Below are 22460 nucleotides of genomic sequence, written 5' to 3' on the forward strand. Positions count from 1 at the left end.
TATTTGTATGACAAATGGTGTTTGCGAATAAATATACTCTCTCAAAGTTATAAATAAAGGCGTTGATATGCATTTTGGGGCATGAATTGATTTAGCTCAATTTATGCATTAAGGCTTATATTGCGTGACCGCGTCACTGCATACAGTTACTCTGTGCTCTAGCTTAAATTATTGATTATGCTGCTTGTTAACCTAGACACAGTGTTCTATCTTTATATGCATATAAATCAATATCATGTTCTGGTCGGATGTGTTTCATGGATAGATTTTTGATTGTTGAAGATAATAAGTTGATGGCTGAAATATTGGCTCAGATCTTGAGGAAGTGCTCAAACCCGAGGGAGGTTATAAAAGTTAGCAATGTAGCTATGGCACAACGTGTGCTCATTGATGCCAGCGACCGAATTGATGCAATCTTTCTCGATTTGAATATAGAAAACCCTTTAGATGGCATTGAGTTACTAGGCTACATCAGGAAAAATTTACCTAAGATGCCAGTTGCTATTATCACATCTGAAAGTGAGACAGATGTCGTGAAAAAAGTGCTTTCTCACCAGCCTCAGGATTATTTGATCAAGCCGCTTTCGGTACATAAAGTTCAACGCAGCTTGGCAAAATTTAAGGCGTCAGCCGAGAATTCTGTCGCTAACAGTTAAGAAAAAGCCGTATTTCCTTACTTGGTGATACGGCATATTACTTTTACTTACTTCATAGTTTCTTTGACTTTTTTACTTATCTACTAACGCAAGCAATTGTATTAGGCTCGGTGTGCGATAACTTCTAACCGACTCATACTAATTCTTTCGGAAAGAAAGCTTGGATCCGTCAAAGATCAGTTTGGACAGTAAGCGTTTGACTTGCTGGTTTCCAAGTTCGTCAAATATTAACCCATAGCGATTCAAAGTGCCGACTCGTTGCCCTTGCTTACTCTTTACCTTCCCGGACAAATGATACTCTTCTCCAGAATTTGGGTTCTGAACCATGATTAACATCTGAGTGTCATCCTCAAACTGCAGACCGGTTACATCATGATAGAAGCCACAACCGAGCTTAGAAAGATCGGTAAATTCCACCAGCACTTTCCTATTCGATAGCGAAAGTTCACCTTGCAGGCTAACATCGTATCTTGGTTCACTGCGAAGCTGAATAAGTTCAGCAGTAGAAGGAAGATCCAGAACTAACAAACGGACTGGTTTAAAAAGGATGTTTGAGATCTGCGTTTTAAAATTAACAACGGCACCTTCGCCCCGTTCTGATATCGCTTTTACTTTTAGCCAGAAGCCATCGTAAAAGTACTGATCGAAATCGGCCTGGCTCAGAGCCGGTAACTCAAGAAAGACTTCGTCACGACTATTGGTGCCAATGAATGTTGTTTCAGCCCTGAACCAGCGCCCCAAAGGAGTCTTCACACTGATTGTAACTTCACTGCCATGGTTGATCATTGCGATCCCCTGGCTACCAGAGACAGTTTGTTCTCTATCTTTATTCGACAGAAAACGTTCTTTTAGTTCATTTCCTTTCGATTTCAATATATAACCCGTTGACGTTATTTGTTTTATTTATGTATATGGAGGATTCTAATCAGATAGCTCAAATTTACAACCGTGCTGGTTAGACTCTTATCAACAAGTTGTTTTGTTGCTTATTTTTTTAACAGATTAGAGTTTTTGATTTAATTGTAAATAAAAAGTTATGGTGCATTAGAGGAGCTCGCTATGCCATCAAAAATGAATTTCCATTTTTATACTTCCCGCGGAGAAAGCTATCTAATTGTTTGAATAATTTCTTCTTTTTATTAAAATGCTTTCAAAATAACAAATGATGACGTCCAATGGCCATAACAATAAGAGACATCGAACAACATTACTTCATGATTGAAGAGCTCAAGCAACTAACTGAAAGCAAAGTGACAACCAAAGCGCTGATCAAAGGCGGTTATCTTGCTGTGGATATAGGAAAGCAACTAGAAGAAGAGAAAGAAAAGCGCCTAAAGGCTGAAGCCGAGCTAGCAAAATTAAAGGCAACCATCAGTCAGTACCTCGACAGTAAACAGGCTCTGATTAATGTGCTGAAATAAGTAAACAGAAGCCCTGTTTAAATACGATTTTTATCAGGGCTTTTATTCATCCACTCTTCTGTAACCGCAATCGCTTCCAATGTTGCTTCGACACATGTTTTTCCTTCAGAGGTGAGCTTACAAGCCAGAGATGCTCTTTTCTCATCATAATCCATCACAGAGGCTTCCAGAATCACTTGCTCCGCGATATTAACCGGCCTTTTATAATTCAGAGTTAGATTGCTTGTAGCAAACCAGATCGGATTTCCCTCGCCTATTTCTCTTTCCTGAAACTGATAGGCGTATGCGATTGCTGTGCAAATACAATGACAATCAATGATCATGGCAATAATGCCGCCATTAAGAAAGTGTGAAGGTGCAGCGGTATGGTAATAGAGCGGATTAAATTGGCAAACAGACAAGTTCTCTCCTTCCCAATAGCTTTTTATTTGCAGGCCGTGTGGATTATCGGCTCCGCAACCAAAACAATGATTCCCGACTAACTTGTCCTGAAAGTATTCATGTGAAGCCACTGTATGCCCCTTATCTGTATAGACATCTCTGTTTAGTATATACAATACGAAATCAGTGGCTTTACATAGATAGTTTTAAACGTTTGAACGAACTGTGAGCTCATCAAACCCGGTGTTTGAATCAAACTCACGGCTAAATGCTAGGTTGTCATAGCTAACTAAGCACACCTCAGCGGTATAAGAAACCACAGAACCATCCATCAGGTGTCCGCCATATACATTGCCTTTTTGATCAGCAACGGAGATATGAAGATGAAGATGTGTTGGTGTCAGCGTACCAGCCAGAGTCAGGATTTCTAAAGGCTCTTCCAATATCAGAGATTTCGCCTCGTCTGCCAGACGAATATTTGCTTTATTGAGGCACCCGACACAACTCATCAGTGAACCGGCTGAAATGCCATTAGCTTTAACGTAATCAAGGATGGATTGTTTTAGATCGACGCCTTTTGTCAGGCGGAAAGCATGAGGTGTAACCATGAGTATAGCCAAATTTGATGAATGTTCAGATACAAAAAAGGCTTCCAGAGAAGCCTTCTAATAATACGGTTAAGCGCGTCGACCACGTTTCTTGGTTGAGCCTGAATACGGGAAGACATTATGAATGCGTTGTTTAACTTTTGCTGGTACGGTTTTAGAAAACACCAGCTTCGTCGTGAAACGATTTTTGTAGACTTTGATTTTCCCGGAAAACGGCTGCTTGTGCGCAATATCTTTACAGCCCATCAGAAAACCATTGGGAATATTCCCCTTTGATTGTGTCAGTTTGCCGTTTTCGAATTTCAGCACCATCACCGGCCGATCAATAAAGACAAGTATAAAGACGGCAACGGCCAATAAGATGACAAATTCCATTCACTTACTCCTTTAAGCGGATATTTCATAATTGAAAACATTCGGCTGTCGGAGTATGCAGAAAACTGGCGGCAGCCAAAGGCTATTAATCTAAATCGTAGTCCAGCAACTCATGCAGATTTTGTTTCAGGTCCGATACGGTTCTGCTGGCGACTTCAGTCTTATTACTTTCACTCAGCAAGTACTCAATGGTGTCAGACAACGTACAATCGAGTTCTCTGGATTTTTCCGCCAGCCTTTCCCACACGCGATAATCCAGGTCGATTGACTTCTTGCGGGTATGGACCTGTTCAGCGTTGAAATGACGTTTACGCTTTGCCCGGATAGCCTGTTTAAGCTTCTTATCAAGCTCCGGTGACATATTCTTGTCAATCCATTTGATAACCTTAGTCGGTTCATGTTCAATGGACAGCAAATCCTGTACAGCAGCTTCTGCCTCACTGGTATCAACATAACTGGTGATGGCTTCACCATCTTTCCATTTCTTAACCAGGTACTTCCATTTCCAACCTGCTTCGAGGTTTTCAAGCTGCTGATATTTCATATTCGTCGAGGATTCTCAGTAATGCTACACTTTACATGGTGACAGTGTAACTGCTGCTGTTTAAAAGCTCAATTATCTTTTCATTTTAACTGATTGTTTTCAGTACATTTCGAACCATCGTCAAAAAAGAATGAAACATGATGCTCAGCTGAAACCAGTTAAAAGGCGGATTATTGCTATTGTAAACAATGGTTGAGATGAACTTAAGGATAAATCCAATAAATAACGTCTCCTATTGCCTATTATGCAGGCATTGATTCCATTATACTGCTGTCTTTTTCACAGTAACGGAATAAAGCTCAAGCCTATGCATGAACAATCCTGGCGTACGATGACTCCGGACTATTCTAAGTTTCACGCTATTTTAGACAAATATGACGATCTGGCACCGGCTCGTATCGGTACCTTGCAGGATCGTCTTGCAGATGCCGTACGCCGGTTTGCCTCTGTTGAATTACAGCCTCGTGTTCTGCGTATTACAGCGCCGGATAACAAAGTCTACCGCGACTACGTCATTGAGCTGTTAACTCATTATGATACTGAAGCTCAACAACGAAAGAATATCGATACCGGCAGCAATACGCCAATTGTTGTTGGTGAAAATGTAACGGAACAAAGCCTGTTTGGTGCTGTTTATCCGCCAAGTGAAGATGATAAATTAACTAAGCCGCAGATTAAGCACGGATTAGTACATCAGGCGAACAACGGTTACCTGGTGATGTCTGTAACAAGTATCCTCAGCAATCCAAGCCTGTGGCCTCGCCTTAAGAGCGTGCTGATGAACGGCTCTTTGGAATGGCAGCCTTCGACCAAGAAAGTACTCTATCCTCTACCACCAGCAGAGCAGCTTAATGTGAAGCTGATTCTTATTGGTGATCGCTACCTGATGGCCGAGTTGGAAAATGCTGAACCGGATATCGCCTCCGGCTTCTCAATGTACGGTGAGTTTGAGCAGGATTTGGTATTGAGTGATGAAAGCCTACCGCTTTACCTTGCTTATCTGAAAAGTATCACTCAAAAAACAACATTGCCTGAATTAGCTAATCGCGATGCACTGGAAGTGGTGCTGAAAACAGGCGCCCGTTACGCCGAAGATCAAACTCGCGTCCCTCTCTGCCCAATCTGGCATCAAAATCTGCTTTGTGAAGCCGCGATTGAATCTGAAGGTCGTCATATCACGGCAGAAGATCTGAAAAACTCCCTTAAAGCTCGTGAATTCCGTGAATCTTACCTGCCTGAGCGTGCTATCGAAGATATCCACCAGGGCCAGGTAGTGATTGACTGCCAGGGTGAGATGATTGGTCAGGTAAACGGCCTGACTGTGGTTGAAATGCCGGGTCACCCTCGTGCTTACGGCGAACCTGCGCGTATTTCTTGTGTGGTTCACTTTGGTGACGGTGACATCTCGGATGTTGAACGTAAAGCTGAACTGGCCGGTAACATTCACGCCAAAGGTATGATGATCATGCAGGCGTTTGTCAGCTCTGCTCTCGACCTGGATCAGCCACTGCCTTTCTCCTCTTCAATCGTGTTTGAGCAGTCTTACTGCGAAGTTGATGGTGACAGTGCCTCTTTGGCTGAACTATGCTCATTAGTATCTGCACTGGCAATACAGCCAATCAACCAACAGATTGCAGTAACAGGTGCAGTAGACCAATTTGGTCGCGTACAAGCTGTTGGCGGTATCAACGAGAAAATTGAAGGTTTCTATAAGGTATGTGCCTACCGTGGCCTGACAGGCAAACAGGGCGTGATTCTACCTAAGACAAACCTGAGCAATCTATGTCTCAACGATGAAGTGCTGGAAGCGATTCGTAACGGCAAATTCCATCTATGGGCCGTAGAGAGTGTCGATGATGCCCTGCCATTGTTAACTGGCAAAGCTTTCCGTAGTGAGAGTGACGACCCGGAAACCATACTAGCGAAGATTGCGCAGCGAATTGAACACTTCCATCATGGCGATCATGATAGTGAAGTCAGTTGGTTAGCTTACATCCGAAACTGGTTTGTCCAGAACTGATCCGAGTTGTTAGGCGTACAGGTGTAAGCTAAATTGCCAGCATATCTTTGAAGGAGCTTAATAAGTCTGATGAAACGCCAGCAATCTTACACTTACGAAGAACTAGTAGCATGTGGTAACAACGAACTACACGGTCCGGATTTCCCGTCTCTACCATCTGACAATATGTTGATGATGGATCGTATCGTTAAAATTACCGATGAAGGCGGTGAGCACGGAAAAGGCTACATCCATGCCGAGCTGGATATTAACCCTGACCTGTGGTTCTTCGGTTGCCACTTTAAAGGTGACCCTGTAATGCCGGGCTGCCTTGGTCTTGATGCAATGTGGCAGCTAGTTGGTTTCTTCCTTGGCTGGGCCGGTGGTGAAGGTAAAGGTCGTGCTCTGGGTGTTGGCGAAGTGAAATTCACTGGTCAAATCCTACCTGAAGCAAAGAAAGTTACCTATGAAATCCAGATGAAGCGCGTAATCAACCGAAAACTAATCATGGGCGTTGCTGACGGTCGTGTTCTGGTTGACGGTAAAGAAATTTACGTAGCGAAAGATCTGAAGGTTGGTCTGTTCAAAGATACCTCTTCTTTCTAACAACAACGAAAGTAAATGTATTCTAAAAGGTCGCTTATGCGGCCTTTTTCTTTATCTGGATTAAATTCAAACACTTAATCGTTGTGACATTGTCACTAAACTGCCCTGTACTTGCATCTCTAAATAGGTTGATAAGAATATATTACGTCGAAAAAATTCAGTCGTAGTGGCAGACATTAAAAAGCCCCTTCTCCTAAGGGGCTCAATAAGGGTGATATGAAGGGAGTGTTATTTATAGAGGCCAGATTGTAGATCTTCTCTTGCTTCTCGCCACCCACCTAGCCAATTAGTACGGGCATCCGCTGATTGATATGGACAATCTTCACTGGAACGACCATTAATACCTGCTTGATAGCCTCGAGCCTGTGCGCGCTCCAAACGATCCCGCTTTTGTCTCTTCATAGTACGATCCTCATCCTTATTAAGTGTATCTTTCATTACAATTGCATAATGATGGAGGTTTTGTGACCTCACTAATAAGAATTAGCCAAACTGAACCTTTGATCAACCCCTGAAAACAACTCAGGCTCACGATTTGTGAGCCTGAGTTAAATTTATGCAATTTTGACAAAAAATTACTTTCTGCGTCTGAAACCAAACAAACCAAGTAGTGTCAAACCGAACAATCCAAAAGAAGCACCTTCACGTTCAATGATTGAGTTATCTTCCGGACGCTGCTGGATAGTACCATCTGGAATTGGAACCAACTTAACCGCTACTACACGCTCTGTCGAAGCACATTGCGCACCTTGTGTTGCACTTGAATAGCCACCATCACACTTGAATGCTGTAGCTGAAATAACACCGGCATCATTGATGTCAGTCGCGTGAGCAATACGGAAAGCGTTATTAACTGTTGCGACGGTATCTGAAACATCCGAACTATACGTCAGATCATCAAGCAACCATGCTTTATTTGCTTTCAACGGAGAGTTAGCAATGTCTTCTGATGCCATATAAGTGAAGGCACGTTGGCGACGAATACGGCCGTCAACCTGATTAGCTGTCTCAGAATCAATCCAGCCAACTAACTGGCCATTGTTGTTAATCGACGCAGCAAAGCCGTTATAACCGTTGAAGAACACTGAACTGTCAATCGATGAATCAAGGAACTTCAGACTATCGTTAGTATTATCGTATACAAACATCTTTTCCGCATAAGAGCGGTTTTGCGAATTATAACTTTTGGCGACACCTACAACTTGGTTTTTTGTATTGATGTCTGTCGCAATAGTATAGCGATATGTGCGATCACCCTGCTTAATATTCAGGCCAGGGATCAGTTTACGCTCCCACTGATTATCCTTACTCAGATCAAAATTATCTACAGGTGTATAGATACTTGCACTGATAGCATAGAAGTCAGCATTGTTATTGTTATTTGAATTATCACCGACAGAGTCTGTCGAATAACCCACAACAACAGGTTTGTTATCAACAATAGCCACTGCACGGGCAGCCCCCTGGAATGAGCGATCATTCTCGTCAGGATCCAGCGCCGTATAAGCATTACCATTTCTATCTACGCGGTTAGCTAGGAATTTCGCTTCAGGACTAGTCGTTGTTGAACTATCAACTACCCAAAAAGCCGCATCGGTCGCAAAAACAGCATGCTGACATTCTCGGTTAGCATAAAGGAAATTCACATCCCCTGTACCACACGTCTTAAACGTACTAGTATTTAGGTCAAAACCGTCATTATCACTGTCCGGTAGCTTACGTTCATCATCGAAGTTCGCTTTACTAAAAGCTGAACTACCGACAACTAACAATTTTTTATTCCCTAAACCATCATCAAGCTCTACAGCATCTGACGCTATCGTCTGCCCCATATTGGTAACCAGGGTACTAACTGTTGACGGCGGGTTTAGAACAAATTCGTCACTACCAAGATTTAGGAAACCACGCTTGTTGAACTGACGGGCATAACGGCTGCCATTATAAAAATAGGCACTACTTGTGACACCAAAAGTATAATCTTCAGCGGACAATTTACCCAAGCCACTTACTACACCATTAGCAGTCTGGTGTGTATCAACAATATTTCCGAGCTGATCTTTAGCTAAATAGTTATCTCGAGTTGACGAAAAATTCTCTACGCGCTTTAAAGAACCATCACTTTGCTCAGCAAAAGGCAAAGCATTTGCAAAATACCCTTTATTCCAAGCAAGATGTTCACGGTGTAAACCACCGTAGCCAGAACCGTCATTAGCAGCAGTCGTATTATAATCTAGACCGTAATACTGCTGGTTCGCCCAGATATCACAAGTATTAAAACCAATATTCTGATTACAATAGCTAAGAAAACCAGAATAATCATTCACTTCATGATAGTTATCATAAGTAAAAGCAACTTCATCACGATAGTTGATGCCGTCAGTACCAACACGGCTTTCACCGACAACCTTGAATTTGTCATCAGTACAACCAGCTCCTGAATCAAAACAGTTTAGTCCGGTCGATGCCTCGATAGCTTCAGCATAGGTCTCTACACGGTCGTTTAGCGACTTATTTTCATACCCCTGAGCGATGACATCGCTTTCAGCAAGCTTCTGCTGGTCAACCTCAACAACCTTATATACCGCAGCATTGGCCTGAGTAGCACCGGCGATCAAAATCGCCAGTGTCGATAACTTTAACGTCTTTTGTTGCATTAGGATTCCTTTTGCATTGCTTCTAACTCTTCCCAGCGCTCAAATGCCTGCTCAAACTCTTCTTCCGCCTCAGTTAAACGAGTCAGTGTAGCCTGAGTGTCATTGTTCACATCCTGGAAGAATGCAGGATCGTTAATCAACTCCTGTAGTTGAGCAATTTCGTTTTCCAGATCTTCAATCTTTTGCGGCAGGCCTTCCAATTCCTTCTGAAGCTTATAAGACAGCTTCTTGCCGGCTTTTGGGCGTGATGCCTGGCGCTGTTTGTTTTCTTCTTTCTTCTTCGCTGCTTCAATTTGTGCAGCTTGGGCCTTCGCCATTTGTGTCAGCGAATTCGCTCGTTGCTCCATGGCATCATGATAGCCGCCAACGTATTCATCAATAACGCCGCTACCCTCGAAAATCCAGCTTGATGTCACTGTATTATCAACAAATTGACGATCGTGGCTGACTAACAATAATGTTCCTTGGTAATTGGCAAGTATTTCTTCCAAAAGTTCCAATGTTTCGATGTCCAAATCGTTAGTTGGTTCATCGAGCACCAATAAATTATTTGGTTTAAGGAAGAGTTTAGCCAGTAACAGGCGGTTTTTCTCACCACCGGACAAGGCCTTAACCGGAGTACGGGCACGACGTGGGCTAAAAAGGAAATCCTGCAGATAGCCTAACGCATGACGGGTACGGCCGTTTACGGTAACTTCCTGCTTACCGTCAGCCAGGTTGTCGATGACGGTTTTTTCCGGATCCAAAACTTCGCGGTACTGGTCAAAGTAAGCAACTTCTAATTTAGTACCACAATGGAAGTGACCCTGTGACGCCTTTAAATCACCCAGCATTAGTTTCAGTAAGGTACTCTTACCACAACCGTTCGGACCAATCAGGGCGATACGGTCACCGCGCATCACATTAAAGCTGAAGTCATTAATGATAGGCTTATCATCGTAACTGTATGAGATATGTTCAGCTTCAAATACAATCTTACCAGAGCGATTTGCTTCCTGAAGATTCATATCTGCCTTACCCATCACCTCTCGACGTTCACTACGTTCACGGCGAAGTTGCTTCAGAGCACGTACACGGCCTTCGTTACGGGTACGACGAGCTTTAATTCCCTGACGGATCCAGGCTTCTTCTTGGGCCAGTTTTTTATCGAATTCAGCATTCTGCTCAGCTTCTACGCGAAGCATCTCTTCTTTTGCGTCCAGGTATTTGTCGTAATCACCCGGGAAAGAAGCCAACTGGCCACGGTCAAGATCAACAATACGAGTCGACATAGAACGGATAAAGGCACGGTCGTGGGAAATGAAAACAATAGAACCACGGAATTCCTTCAGGAAACCTTCTAACCATTCAATGGTTGAGACGTCCAGGTGGTTAGTTGGCTCGTCAAGCAGCAGTACATCAGGGTCACAAACCAGTGCTCGTGCCAGAGCCGCTTTACGTTGCCAGCCACCGGAAAGGTCTTTAAGCAAAGTTGTAGGTTCAAGCTTAAGATGCTCAAGAACGGAAGAAATGCGGTTATCGAAGCGCCATGCATCAGCATGATCAAGCTTTTCCTGAACTTTAGCCAGCTTGTTAAAGTTGGAATCTGATGGCTCATTGGTGATTAAGGCAAGCAACTGGTGGTATTGTTGAAGCATCTGACCTACTTCAGCCAGGCCTTCTGCGACAAAATCGAAAACCGTTCCTTCTGCATCACGAGGTGGATCCTGCTCCAGGCGGGAAACACAAAGCTCTGACTGACGCTGGATGCTGCCATCATCAAGCAGAACGTCACCAGCCAGGACTTTCATCAGAGTCGATTTACCGGCACCGTTTCGCCCAACCAGGCAAACCCTTTCATTAGGCTGAAGAATAAATTCCGCTTTATCCAATAAAGCGTGATCACCATACGCAAGCTGCGCGTTACTGATATTAATTAATGCCATTACTGTTTAACCATGCTTCAAGCTCAGCGGCATCAAACGGCCAGCCGAGTTCAGAAATTGATGAGTCAGAATGTTGAATAGATAACACGGGAATTGTGACGCCGTAACGAGAAAAGAGCGCGTCATCAAAGGCGATATCGACCACCTGAACGCGCTCTTGTAAACCTGCGTCTTTGAGCAGGCCATAGGCCTGCTCGCAGAGGTGACATCCTTCCGTGCTATATAGCGTGATTAGCACTTAGCCGTCCTTGTGCGTGATAACCCAACAGTTGTGAATTTGCTTATTACGAGCAAAATCCATTGGAAGCGTTTTATCTGAAATGTTCTTAGCCTGAAGACCAAGTGCATCCAGTTTTTCAAAGTCCATTTTGAAATGACGCTTGTTATTAGAGAAAACGATCTGCCCTTGTGGACGCAACATACGCTTAAGGTTTTCCATAAGCATGATGTGGTCACGCTGTACATCGAAGCTCTGATGCATACGCTTAGAGTTAGAGAACGTCGGCGGGTCGATAAAGATCAAGTCGAATGTGTCGTCTACTTCCTGTAGCCATTGTAGGCAGTCAGCCTGGATAAACTCATGCTGACGACCTACCTGACCGTTCAACTCCATATTTTCCTGAGCCCAACGCAGATAAGTATTAGACATATCAACTGTTGTTGTCGACTTAGCACCACCGCAAGCAGCATGTACGGTCGCAGAACCGGTGTAAGCAAACAGATTCAGGAAGTCTTTGCCCTGAGCCATTTCGCCAAGTTTGCGACGTGTAATACGGTGATCCAAGAACAGACCTGTATCAAGGTAATCGTAAAGGTTAACTTTAAGCTGAACACCGTATTCATCAACCACCATGTGACGCTCAGCACTGGACAGCTTCTGATATTGGCTCTTGCCCTTCTGGCGCTCACGTACTTTCAGGATTACTTTATTACCGTCGACACCCGTTACCTGAATCGTTGCACGCAGGATATCCATGATACGAAGACGCGCAGTTTCTTCCGGAACAGACTTAGGCGCTGCGTATTCCTGAATAACTAAATAGTCACCGTACTGGTCGATCGCTGCATTGTAGTTAGGCAGGTCAGCATCATAGATACGGTAACACTCGATACCTTCTTTCTTCGCCCACTTCTTGAGCTTGGTAATGTTCTTCTTAAGGCGGTTGGCAAAATCAGGAGCCACCTGGGTGTCTTCCAGTTTACCTTCCTTCTCACCTTCAGTGTGTTTAACACCACCACCGGTGATCAGGTAAGTTTTCAGAACACAATCCAACGCACCATTGCGAAGTTTGAACTGCTTATCAGCACGCATACGCATGCAGCTTAGCAACTCGTTTGAACCAGAGTAGATAGCGGCTGTTGAACCGGCAAAGGCCAGCTTTAAACGGTTACCCAGTTCACTGTACAGATTAATCAGTTCAGGAGTTGTACCCAGGCGTTCACCATACGGCGGGTTACACAGAATCACGCCCGCTTCAAAACCTTCAGGACAAGTAAGCTGAGTAGCATCGCCATATTCAAAATCGATCAGATCTTTTACACCGGCACGACCTGCGTTATCACGCGCAATACTAAGTACTCGACGGTCTTTTTCACGACCGAAGAACTTAGTTTCCACCTTGGACGGACCACGACGGGCTTTCACTTTGGCCTCTGCATGAATTTCCATCCAGGCTTCTTTATCGAAATCTTTAATCGATTCAAAACCCCAGCGCTTGCGCTTAATACCCGGAGCGATTTCTGCAGCAATCATCGCTGCTTCAATCAGCAAGGTACCGGAGCCACACATCGGATCCAACAGAGGCTTTTCCGGAGTCCAGCCACTCTTCATTACGAGTGCTGCAGCATGAGTCTCACGCAGCGGTGCTTTACCTGCATCAGTACGGTAGCCACGCTGATGAAGACCACTACCTGCCATATCCAGACCCAGTACCCCTTTCTCGCCAGACAGACGCATGTGGATTCGCAGTTCAGGGCGTTCACGGTCGATGCTCGGACGACGCAGATCCGCTTTCGTGAAACGGTCTACAATCGCATCTTTCACTTTCATCGCGCCATACTGGCTGTTACGGATCGAGCGGTTTGTGCCGTTAAAATCAACAATGATGCGTGTATCACTGCCAAAATAGTTCGGCCAGTTAATAGCCGTCGCACCTAGGTACAGATCCATATCGTCACGAACATTAAATTCGCTAAGTACCTGAATGATTCGTGAAGCAATGCGTGTCCACAAACAGCAACGGTAAGCCGTTGATTGTTCCGCGCGGAAACGGACACCGGCATGAACAACCTGGATCTGTTGTGCACCAAGTTGTTCTAATTCTTCTGCAAGGAGGTTCTCAAGACCTCGTGAAGTGATAGCTAGATATTGATTCATGGGGTTCTTTTCACACTTATGTTGCCGGGAATTATAACTGAAAACCGGGTAAAAACCTCGCTATAAAAACAACGGTAAAAGCCATTTAGTTAAAAAAGCAGCAAAATAAAACACTAATTTGGGTATTACGAGTTACTCAAAGAGTTCCACACTATTTTTGACCGTAAAAATCTACGCCAGCGCCAATCAAAATTCTTCCACCCGAATCAATTCTATTTTCTCTCCAGAGAAACAATGTGCCATCAGTAAAGGCTAAAATCGATTGTCCCCAAAGGGAAACAATCAGAATTGTGAGTGCTTGCTTTTCTATTTAATTATAACCTCACTCCCAACGAGATCATTGTTCATGCAGAGAAACGGTGAGTGTAACCTTTTGTTTTTATAGCACCATTAAGCCAATAATTAACAACATGAGAATCAAGTTATAGTTGATTTGTAAGTACTTACGTTGATTTTTATAAGGAATAACAAAACGAAGTGTAACCACTCTTTCCATTTGGGAAACTATTTCCAATCGGGAAAGTATTAAGCATGTAACTTCATTTCATTAAAACAGGAAAAGAGGAAGATCGACGAAGAATCCACTTTATTACCAAGAAAAATTCTGGTTCTTTTTTGCTCAAAAACAACCAAAAGAGGCAGAAAAAAAGTGCTAATTTTTTTTTATTTTCTGATAAAAATCACTTATTTCGCTCAATATTTATACTGCTAGCGGCTGCAAAAGAAATGTGCTTCATCTGTAATAATTTCTGAAACTAAGAGTGCATCCTGCACACCCCTTTGTGTCTCAGTGAATAAATCGGCCAGCAAAGCAGATCACAGCTTCTGAACCAAGCAAGGTGGTTAAGGGCTTCTATCATCATCTCTATGCTTCTAATGACATTGGAGACGCTGCCTGATGCACTTAATGCGGATGTGAGTTCCTACATCGAGAGACTTGGTAAAAAGCTGACAGGCTGCCATAGAGTGATATTGGTGAATGAGGTGTGCTTAAGAACAAAGCGTTAGATTGGAAAGATGAGTACAAGAAAAACTGAAAAATAGAAAAGAAGAGAAATGGTGCAGTGAGCAGAAGCCATTTTCATTGGACGATACACGTCACAGGCACGCGGTGATTCAACGCGGTTGCGTATAAATTTACGGTAAAGTGCCTAGCTGGACTTCATACGGAAGCTAATAGAGTGGGTAAACTGCCCTGCTACCGGCCTGAGTTAGATATTTACTCAGGCGTTAGCCAACCAGGGCAAGATTCATTGGAAGTTCGGCCTGAAAAGCCTTCATGCGGTCGTTCATGACCTTAATGGTGTCACAGAATGCCATCTCTTTAGATACATTCAACGTTAAAGGCTCTACCTCGGCCAGCATACACAAGCTTGCGCAGCCACTGTTTTCTATAATCAGAAACTTAGCAGTCGCAAACTCTGTCTCTAGTTCAACAATATCACCGTTCTCAGGCTCTACTCCGCCCTGTTGGTTTGTGAAGAACCAACTTTTCGGCATCATTGGCTTGTGAAAGCGACTAGCAGCTACAGCATTGAGTGCCAGTTCAGCCTTTCGCGGCAGAGTTAAATCTAAATGAGCAATGCTTTCCTGGAAGGTTTGGAAAACACTTGCATCATCGACTGTAAACACAGTCTTTTCAAAAGCAGAAGTGACAAGATGTTTCGTTGGAATAGATACACGGAAAACCATTTCTTCCCCCAGATCCAACATCAGGGAGTCATGCTTTGGGTCGTAATACCACATCCATGAATTGTTAGGCTTCAACACGTAATTGCTCCAAAATCAGTTCTTTATACTGCTTATCCAACAAGTCAGAAAAAACTTTAGGAGAATTTTACTGTGCTGATGGCAAAATAAAAGGGGAAAAATCATCACTAGTTTACTGCTAGATCACTGAAATTTTGACAAAAAGTGTAGTTTATCAATATTGTAATAAAGCGCCCAGATAAAAAAGTACCTGCCAAAGTGATCATGGCAGGTACCTGTTATTGTCTGATTTTTCGAAACTAAGAGGTTTAAGCGTTGGTAACGATGTCTTTAACCAGTTTCGGTCCGTGGTATATGAATCCTGTATAGATTTGAACCAGCTGGGCACCGGCCATCATCTTTTCACGTGCGGCTACGGCAGAGTCAATGCCACCTACCCCTATAATAGGGATTGCGCCATTAAGCTCTTCTGCCAAACGGCGGATCACTTCAGTACTGCGATTCTGCAGAGGACGGCCGCTCAGACCACCAGCTTCGTTACAGTTCGGCATGTTTTCAACCAAAGAGCGATCCAGTGTTGTGTTCGTTGCAATCACACCGTCGATCTCATTTCGGATCAGGGCCGATGCAACCTGACCAATTTCATGATCTTCAAGATCCGGTGCGATCTTAAGAGCTAGTGGAACATATTTGCTATGTTTTTCGGCTAGCTCTTTTTGTTTTTGCTTTAACTGAGAAAGCAAATCGTCCAGTGCTTCACCATATTGCAGTGTACGTAGTCCCGGAGTGTTAGGAGATGAAATATTTACCGCAATGTAGCCGGCATACTGATATACCTTATCCATACAGATCAGGTAATCCTCTACCCCTTTCTCAATCGGCGTATCTTTGTTTTTACCAATGTTAATACCGATAACACCGTCATATTTCGCTTTCTTGACGTTCTCTATCAGATTATCTACACCCAGATTGTTGAAACCAAAGCGATTGATAATGCCTTCCGCAGGGATTACGCGGAAAACACGTGGTTTATCGTTACCTGGTTGAGGTCGTGGTGTCACCGTCCCTACTTCAACAAAGCCAAAACCCATTGCACCGAATGCATCAATACATTCGCCGTTTTTATCAAGGCCTGCAGCCAAACCAACAGGGTTTTTGAATTTGATGCCCATTACTTCAACGGGACGATCAGGAACGTGTTGACGGTAGAAAAGATCAAGAGGAGTGCCGGTAAAGCGAGAAAAGTTCTGAATAGCTAGATCATGTGCTTTTTCAGCATCAAACTGGAAAAGTACCGAACGAGCGAGGCGGTAAATCATTGTACCTCCTTAAAAAGCCCCGTATAAACGGGAGTACATTATTCACAGTTTAGCGTTGCAATTCAATGAGTATTTTTTGTCGTTGACTTTGTAAAACAGCCAGTTCCTTACAATACAAGGGATTAGCGATAAAAAATAAATTTTCTTAGCCATCAAAAAATGCAAACGATTACGTTGTATGGGTTAAAATTCGAACTAATTCAATGTTTATCACAAGATATCAAGTATCTATAACTTATTATCACAGCCACTTCCTCCACTCTCCTTTAGCTACATAAAAAAGCCGCTAAATTTTTACATTTAGCGGCTTTTAACCTAGCCAATCTTTTTGTTTATGGAATGAACATTATGCTGGCTGACAGTTAATATTGAGCAACATCAGTTCACGCAATGCTACAGAGAACTTGGCAAATTCATGAGTTTTACCCACTTTGAATTCAGCAAGAACTGTATTCCAACGTTGAATTGCCTGCCTATTGTCATCCATCCAGTTCTCAATCAGAGCTTCGGCTTCCTCACCTTCCTGACAGCTGGTTATCACAGCTGTTGTCAGCTGTCGCTGCTGCCAGTCGAGATCTTCACGGAATGAAGCTCGAGCCAATGCCTGCCAATGGTTTTCAACCGGCTGATTGTGAATCTGCTTGAGGAACCAGTGAAGAGACATATCTGCGCCAACCACAAAGTAAACCCTCGAAATAAAGTCGATGTCTTTATCCAACTCTTTCCCGATTTGTGCAATATCAAGCGCAGAGTACAAGCTGCTTAATCGCGCAATGTTATGCGCCAGCTCAGCAGGAGCGCCCTCTTTCATCATTTCCTCGGCCTGCTCGTTATGCTCATGAACCTCTTCTGTTACAAGGTAACTTTCAAGGTTATCACGAAGCTTATGAACAATTGGCTGATAGAAGCTGATCTGTTGTTCAATACCTAATTTGCGATCTCGGTTACGTAGGATCCACCTAGTCACCCGCCGTAGCATTCTGCGGCAACGGTACAGCATTTCATATTGAACGCTGGCCGAGATAACGTTATCCAATTCACGGATCTGGAGGAAGAATTTATCAAAGCTGAATACTTCCCTGCCGACAGCATAGGCCGACGAAATTTCAGAAACGGTTGCACCAGTTTCTTCTCGCAATCGAGTGACAAAGTTACATCCCATTTCATTAGACATCTGGTTGGCTAACGATGTCGCAATCAGTTCACGTTTCAGTGGATGGTTTTCCATCTGAGTTCGATATTGCTCTTGCAACGCTTGAGGGAAGTAAGAAGGCAGTAATCGGTTATGATAAGGATCATCTGCGATCTCATCGCTAACCAAATCTTCTTTCAATACCATCTTGCCATAGGCCACCAGTACCGCCAGCTCAGGTCGTGTCAGACCAACTCCTGCTTTCTCACGCTCAGCCAGTGTTTCATCGTCTGGCAAGTATTCAAGTACGCGATCCAGCTTACCTTCCTTCTCTAGGTGGTGGATGAAGCGAATTTGTTCTTTCAGCAACTGTACCTGCTGCTGCTGAGTGACGGAAATCGATTCACTCTGGCAATAAGCATCATCTAGAACAATATCTGAGACTTCATCTTCCATCTTCTCGAGCAGTTCATTACGCTGTTTGTTGGTTAAATCTCCACTAGCAACCAGGCTGTTAAGTAGGATCTTGATGTTGACTTCATTATCCGAGCAATCAACACCGCCAACGTTATCAATAAAGTCGGTATTAACCAGACCTCCGTTCAGGGCGAACTCTACCCGTCCCAGTTGAGTCATACCCAGGTTACCACCTTCGCCGACAATTTTAGCCCGCAGATCCTTACCATTGATGCGAAGCACATCATTAGCACGGTCACCAACATCAGAATCCGTTTCTGATTCAGCCTTAATATAGGTACCAATCCCGCCATTCCACAGCAGATCGACATCCATCTTTAATATCAGGCGAATTAGTTCGTTCGGTGGTAAAGCCTGTTTGCGGGTACCGAGCATTTTTTGAATCTGTGGTGTCAGCTTGATCGACTTGCTGCGGCGTGAGAATACACCGCCACCTTCTGAGATCAGTTTAGGATCATAATCTTCCCAGCTGGATCTTGTCATGTTGAACAGGCGATCACGTTCTTTCCAGCTGGTGGCTGAATCCGGGTTCGGATCGATAAAGATATGGATATGGTTAAATGCTGCCAGTAAACGGGTATGTTTAGATAAAAGCATACCGTTACCAAACACGTCACCAGCCATATCACCAATACCAACACAAGTGAAATCAATATTCTGGCAATCAACACCCAGTTCACGGAAATGACGCTTAACAGATTCCCAACCACCACGGGCAGTAATACCCATCGTCTTATGGTCGTAGCCGTTAGAACCACCTGAAGCAAAAGCATCAGCCAGCCAGAAGTTATAATCTTCCGACACAGAGTTGGCCAAATCCGAGAAGGTTGCTGTGCCCTTATCTGCCGCAACAACCAGATATGGATCATCTTCGTCATGGCGGATCACATTTGCTGGTGGAATCAACTCACCATCGATGATGTTATCGGTCACATCCAGCAGTGCACGAATAAAGCGTTTGTAACAACGCTGCCCTTCTGCCCATATCTCTTCACGGGTTGTCAGTTGTGGCTGACGCTTACAGACAAATCCGCCTTTCGCACCAACAGGAACAATAACGGTGTTTTTAACCTGCTGGGCTTTCACCAGTCCAAGGATCTCGGTACGGAAATCTTCCTGACGATCAGACCAGCGCAAACCACCGCGAGCAACCTTACCGCCACGAAGGTGAACACCTTCAATATCAGGCGCATAAACGAAAATCTCAAAGAACGGCACCGGAGCCGGGATCTCAGGAATGTCTGATGGTCTCAATTTGAATGACAACCATGGTTTCGGTTTACCGTTTTCGTCGTTTTGGTAGTAGTTAGTGCGCTGGGTTGCCCGAATCATCTCCATGTAACGCCGGATGATCCTATCATCATCTAGGCTTTCGACATGATCCAGCTGTTTGTTCAGTTTCTCGATAAGATCCAGCTCGGCTTTTTCCGAATGTTTCTTCGTCGGGTCAAAACGCAATGCAAATAAGGCAACCAGCTCCCTTGACAGTGAGCTGTGGCTGGACATGGTTTCTTCAATATAGTGCTGACTGAACGGGAAACCGACCTGGCGCATGTAGCGGGCATAACCACGTAAAATAGTAATTTCTCGCCCGGTCAAACCAGCACACAAAACGAGACGGTTAAACCCATCACTTTCCAGCTCGTTATGCCAGATAGCTGAAAATGCTTCCTGGAATCTGTCTCGGGCTTCACGCAAATCAATACCAGTACAAGCGTTATGGAGCATGGCAAAATCCAGGATCCAATATACAGTGCCGCTTGAGGTAACCACTTGATATGGCGACTCACCGATAACACGTAATCCGAGGTTTTCCAGCATCGGCATGACATCTGACAGATGAATCGGCTCATCTCGATGGAACAACTTCAACTTCACGAAATGCGAGTCAGCATCTTCTTCCTGCGGACGGTAGAACAGCATACCCAGTTTGCGTTCTTCACTCAGGTTTTCCAGGCGTTCAATGTCGGCAACGGCAGAGCCAGGAAGCATCTGCTCTTTATACGACCGAGGGAATGCACGGGCATAGTTTTTAGCCAAAACCGTACCTTTGCTTTCACCGAAATTAGCAATCAATGAGTTGCTCAGGCGGTCATCCCAAGATGATGCCGCTTCTACTAGGTTATGCTCAATCGCTTTAACATCAATGTCGAAGTTATTATTTTCAACACGCACAATGTAATGGGTTCTGGCCAGCGGACTTTCTGAGAAAAACGTAGTGAATTCAACATCCTGATCAGAACCAAACGATTCTTTAAGGACTTCCTGAGTTTTGCTGCGAAGTTCAGTGTTATAACGCTCTTTGGTGACATAAACCATGCAGGAGAAGAAGCGACCGAAAGGATCTCGCCGCACAAACAAACGAAGTAAATCACGATCCTGCATTTGAACAACGCCGCAACCAACATCCAGCATTTCTTTTTCGTTGGCCTGGATCAGCTCATCGCGTGGATAGGTTTCCAGCAGATTGTTCAGTGCTTTCCAGGAATGAGAGCCGGATGGATAACGGCTTTCATCCAAAATTCGTGACATTTTGTTGCTGATGAGAGGAATATTCATAGCTGTCTGATGATAAGCCGTAGATGCGTAAAGCCCGATAAATCGGTGCTCACCGATAACATTACCTTCCTTGTCAAAGCGGCGGATACCGATGTAGTCGGTGTAAGCCGGACGATGAATTTTCGACTTCGTATTACTCTTGGTCAGAATCAATAACTCAGGTTTGCGCGCTTCAATGCGGGCTGACTCCGGCAACTCTGACAATTTCATCCGCTTGGCTTTCTCCGGCTTACCGAGCAAACCAAGCCCCTCTTCTTTACATGGAACTAACTCATAATCACCTTCGATTGGATTCAAATCGTATTGGTGGTAGCCCATGAAAGTGAAGTTGTTGCTTTTCACCCAATCCAGGAACGCGATAGCTTCCTGACGATGCTCATGATTAACGGGTAATTCTGTCGTTTTGAGTTCATCGACAATTTGCTGCATTTTGGCGAACATGGATTGCCAGTCGTTCACAACTAAATCGACATCCTGAAGCACTTGCTCCAACTCTTGTTTCAGTGCTTTCATTTCGTCTTTTTGATTCAGACGATCCACTTCGATATGGAACAGAGTCTGTAGATCCCCTTCTTCGCCACATGCTTCAGTGATCGCGCCTTTTTGATTTCGTTTGAAATAATACGGGCCGTTAAGCATTAAGTGGCTGGTGATACCCAAACGGGTCAGGGTCATGCGAACAGAGTCGACAAGGAAAGGACGGTCTGGTGTGACTATTTCCACTACGGTATGTGTTGACTGCCAGCCGTAGCGGCTAAGTGTCGGGTTGTACACCCTTACTGAAATTTGATCCGGTTTGTTTTGCACTAAATGATGCCACAAGCTCAATACAGCACCATATAAATCAGATTCATTCCGTTGAAGCAGATCATCATCTGCCAATTGTCCTAATAATCTTTGAGCAAAGACTTCTACTAATGACTGCTGAGGCGTCTCAATCTTATCCTGGATTAAGCCATATACCTTCTCAAGCAGTACCGGCACTATAGGGTCAGGTGCGGTCATAGCAAATGCTCCATCTTTATATCTTTTATCGATCTAGTATAGGTTTTTATGTCGTCCCCATGCGCAATATGGGGAGTTTCACGCCTGGATACGGATTTTGATCCGTGGAGCTATTGTAGGGGGTTTTGTTGCAACAGAGTTACAACAATAACACTAAAACGAGAAGAGAATATCGAATATGTGACTAATGTTGAGGTTTTGAGCAGCCGGAATATCTGATTTAAGGCTACATAAACAGAAATAGCCAAAATCGCCATTAGATTCAGTCTAACTATTTATTTCTTTTATTATTTTTTCTAATGACGAATTATATGAAAAGTATCGTGACACCGTCACATTAAAAGATTAAATATCACCTTGGCTCTGTATTTGATAGACACCTTTGTTACAAAAAGATGAATATTTTGTCTAAACATCACAGAATGCGTTCTATTTTATCAAGGCGATTTTGTTCGTTCACTATTACTCTGAACCGCCCTCTTACACCCAACTGACTCAGAAATGGACGAAAGCGTGATGCAGGTAACTGAAGACGTAATCCATTATCGGTGATAACCAGCACTGTACTGGCTGCGCCGGAGTAATGATTAAGATAGTTTTGGTAGGAAATATTGACGCTGAATGTATAGGATTTCATAGTATCGAAAATAGAAACGAAGAGCGAAAAGTGGCGAGATCTGTGTATCTCGCCACTTTTATCTTGCTGTAACTG

At 43.9% G+C, this 22460-nt stretch carries 18 protein-coding genes; 4 read left to right on the forward strand and 14 right to left on the reverse strand.

Translation table 11 applies throughout. The annotated features are described in order from the left end of the window. Positions 1-257: 257 nt before the first annotated feature. The gene (locus C942_RS16670; protein ID WP_036800672.1) at positions 258-656 is read left to right on the forward strand and encodes a response regulator; all 399 of its coding nucleotides are present in this window, start codon (positions 258-260) and stop codon (positions 654-656) included. A gap of 138 nt (positions 657-794) precedes the next feature. Here C942_RS16670 and C942_RS16675 read toward each other — a convergent pair whose 3' ends face one another. After that, positions 795-1529, reverse strand: a complete 735-nt coding sequence (locus C942_RS16675) for a PilZ domain-containing protein (RefSeq protein ID WP_007467840.1) — start codon at positions 1527-1529, stop codon at positions 795-797. Positions 1530-1831: 302 nt separating this feature from the next. Here C942_RS16675 and C942_RS16680 point away from each other — a divergent pair, with 302 nt between their 5' ends. After that, a complete protein-coding gene (locus C942_RS16680; protein WP_007467842.1) occupies positions 1832-2077 on the forward strand; it encodes a hypothetical protein in 246 nt (81 codons plus the stop codon). Positions 2078-2094: 17 nt separating this feature from the next. On the opposite strand, the gene C942_RS16685 is transcribed toward C942_RS16680, so the two are convergent. The 4 genes from C942_RS16685 to matP form a co-directional block, all read right to left on the reverse strand. Beyond that, on the reverse strand, positions 2095-2589 hold the full coding sequence (locus tag C942_RS16685; protein ID WP_036800675.1) for an acyl-CoA thioesterase family protein: 495 nt from the start codon (positions 2587-2589) through the stop codon (positions 2095-2097). A 75-nt stretch (positions 2590-2664) separates the two neighbouring features. Then, positions 2665-3066 (reverse strand): PPC domain-containing DNA-binding protein, encoded by a 402-nt coding sequence (locus C942_RS16690; RefSeq protein ID WP_007467846.1) that lies wholly within the window; start codon positions 3064-3066, stop codon positions 2665-2667. Between the two features lie 69 nt (positions 3067-3135). Continuing rightward, a complete protein-coding gene (locus C942_RS16695) occupies positions 3136-3441 on the reverse strand; it encodes a DUF3634 family protein (RefSeq protein ID WP_007467848.1) in 306 nt (101 codons plus the stop codon). 85 nt (positions 3442-3526) lie between these two features. After that, positions 3527-3985, reverse strand: coding sequence for a macrodomain Ter protein MatP (gene matP / locus C942_RS16700; RefSeq protein ID WP_007467850.1), 459 nt, complete (start codon positions 3983-3985; stop codon positions 3527-3529). A gap of 307 nt (positions 3986-4292) precedes the next feature. Here matP and C942_RS16705 point away from each other — a divergent pair, with 307 nt between their 5' ends. Then, positions 4293-6005 carry an AAA family ATPase gene (locus C942_RS16705; RefSeq protein ID WP_036800678.1) on the forward strand — a complete coding sequence of 571 codons (1713 nt, stop codon included), beginning with the start codon at positions 4293-4295 and terminating at the stop codon, positions 6003-6005. Positions 6006-6074: 69 nt separating this feature from the next. Next, positions 6075-6590 carry a bifunctional 3-hydroxydecanoyl-ACP dehydratase/trans-2-decenoyl-ACP isomerase gene (gene fabA / locus C942_RS16710; RefSeq protein ID WP_007467854.1) on the forward strand — a complete coding sequence of 172 codons (516 nt, stop codon included), beginning with the start codon at positions 6075-6077 and terminating at the stop codon, positions 6588-6590. A 228-nt stretch (positions 6591-6818) separates the two neighbouring features. On the opposite strand, the gene rmf is transcribed toward fabA, so the two are convergent. The 9 genes from rmf to C942_RS24735 form a co-directional block, all read right to left on the reverse strand. Next, entirely contained in the window at positions 6819-6992 is a 174-nt protein-coding gene (gene rmf / locus C942_RS16715) for a ribosome modulation factor (protein WP_007467856.1), read from the reverse strand. A 173-nt stretch (positions 6993-7165) separates the two neighbouring features. Further along, the gene (locus tag C942_RS16720) at positions 7166-9244 is read right to left on the reverse strand and encodes a DUF3466 family protein (protein ID WP_007467858.1); all 2079 of its coding nucleotides are present in this window, start codon (positions 9242-9244) and stop codon (positions 7166-7168) included. Next, positions 9244-11169: an ATP-binding cassette ATPase Uup gene (gene uup / locus C942_RS16725; protein ID WP_007467860.1), complete on the reverse strand. Its 1926-nt coding sequence runs from the start codon at positions 11167-11169 to the stop codon at positions 9244-9246. The genes C942_RS16720 and uup overlap by 1 nt, the downstream gene beginning before the upstream one ends. Continuing rightward, the gene (locus C942_RS16730; protein WP_036800685.1) at positions 11156-11407 is read right to left on the reverse strand and encodes a glutaredoxin family protein; all 252 of its coding nucleotides are present in this window, start codon (positions 11405-11407) and stop codon (positions 11156-11158) included. Before C942_RS16730 ends, uup begins: the two co-directional genes overlap by 14 nt. Next, a complete protein-coding gene (gene rlmKL / locus C942_RS16735; RefSeq protein WP_007467864.1) occupies positions 11408-13546 on the reverse strand; it encodes a bifunctional 23S rRNA (guanine(2069)-N(7))-methyltransferase RlmK/23S rRNA (guanine(2445)-N(2))-methyltransferase RlmL in 2139 nt (712 codons plus the stop codon). 1230 nt (positions 13547-14776) lie between these two features. Then, the gene (locus tag C942_RS16740; RefSeq protein WP_036800687.1) at positions 14777-15316 is read right to left on the reverse strand and encodes a cell division protein ZapC; all 540 of its coding nucleotides are present in this window, start codon (positions 15314-15316) and stop codon (positions 14777-14779) included. A 248-nt stretch (positions 15317-15564) separates the two neighbouring features. Further along, positions 15565-16575, reverse strand: a complete 1011-nt coding sequence (gene pyrD, locus C942_RS16745) for a quinone-dependent dihydroorotate dehydrogenase (protein WP_007467869.1) — start codon at positions 16573-16575, stop codon at positions 15565-15567. Between the two features lie 346 nt (positions 16576-16921). Further along, positions 16922-21748: an NAD-glutamate dehydrogenase gene (locus C942_RS16750; protein ID WP_007467871.1), complete on the reverse strand. Its 4827-nt coding sequence runs from the start codon at positions 21746-21748 to the stop codon at positions 16922-16924. A 415-nt stretch (positions 21749-22163) separates the two neighbouring features. Then, a complete protein-coding gene (locus C942_RS24735) occupies positions 22164-22385 on the reverse strand; it encodes a DUF2835 domain-containing protein (protein WP_007467873.1) in 222 nt (73 codons plus the stop codon). Between the last annotated feature and the right edge of the window lie 75 nt (positions 22386-22460).

This window comes from Photobacterium marinum (genome assembly GCF_000331515.1).
Taxonomy (GTDB): domain Bacteria; phylum Pseudomonadota; class Gammaproteobacteria; order Enterobacterales; family Vibrionaceae; genus Photobacterium; species Photobacterium marinum.

Excerpts from the sequence above, each read along its gene's own strand:
- fabA (WP_007467854.1), top strand. The coding sequence starts at position 6,075 with ATGAAACGCCAGCAATCTTACACTTACGAAGAACTAGTAGCATGTGGT.
- C942_RS24735 (WP_007467873.1), bottom strand. The coding sequence starts at position 22,385 with ATGAAATCCTATACATTCAGCGTCAATATTTCCTACCAAAACTATCTT.
- C942_RS16695 (WP_007467848.1), bottom strand. The coding sequence starts at position 3,441 with ATGGAATTTGTCATCTTATTGGCCGTTGCCGTCTTTATACTTGTCTTT.
- rmf (WP_007467856.1), bottom strand. The coding sequence starts at position 6,992 with ATGAAGAGACAAAAGCGGGATCGTTTGGAGCGCGCACAGGCTCGAGGC.
- C942_RS16670 (WP_036800672.1), top strand. The coding sequence starts at position 258 with ATGGATAGATTTTTGATTGTTGAAGATAATAAGTTGATGGCTGAAATA.
- C942_RS16750 (WP_007467871.1), bottom strand. The coding sequence starts at position 21,748 with ATGACCGCACCTGACCCTATAGTGCCGGTACTGCTTGAGAAGGTATAT.
- uup (WP_007467860.1), bottom strand. The coding sequence starts at position 11,169 with ATGGCATTAATTAATATCAGTAACGCGCAGCTTGCGTATGGTGATCAC.
- rlmKL (WP_007467864.1), bottom strand. The coding sequence starts at position 13,546 with ATGAATCAATATCTAGCTATCACTTCACGAGGTCTTGAGAACCTCCTT.
- C942_RS16720 (WP_007467858.1), bottom strand. The coding sequence starts at position 9,244 with ATGCAACAAAAGACGTTAAAGTTATCGACACTGGCGATTTTGATCGCC.
- pyrD (WP_007467869.1), bottom strand. The coding sequence starts at position 16,575 with ATGATTTACCGCCTCGCTCGTTCGGTACTTTTCCAGTTTGATGCTGAA.
- C942_RS16690 (WP_007467846.1), bottom strand. The coding sequence starts at position 3,066 with ATGGTTACACCTCATGCTTTCCGCCTGACAAAAGGCGTCGATCTAAAA.
- matP (WP_007467850.1), bottom strand. The coding sequence starts at position 3,985 with ATGAAATATCAGCAGCTTGAAAACCTCGAAGCAGGTTGGAAATGGAAG.
- C942_RS16680 (WP_007467842.1), top strand. The coding sequence starts at position 1,832 with ATGGCCATAACAATAAGAGACATCGAACAACATTACTTCATGATTGAA.
- C942_RS16705 (WP_036800678.1), top strand. The coding sequence starts at position 4,293 with ATGCATGAACAATCCTGGCGTACGATGACTCCGGACTATTCTAAGTTT.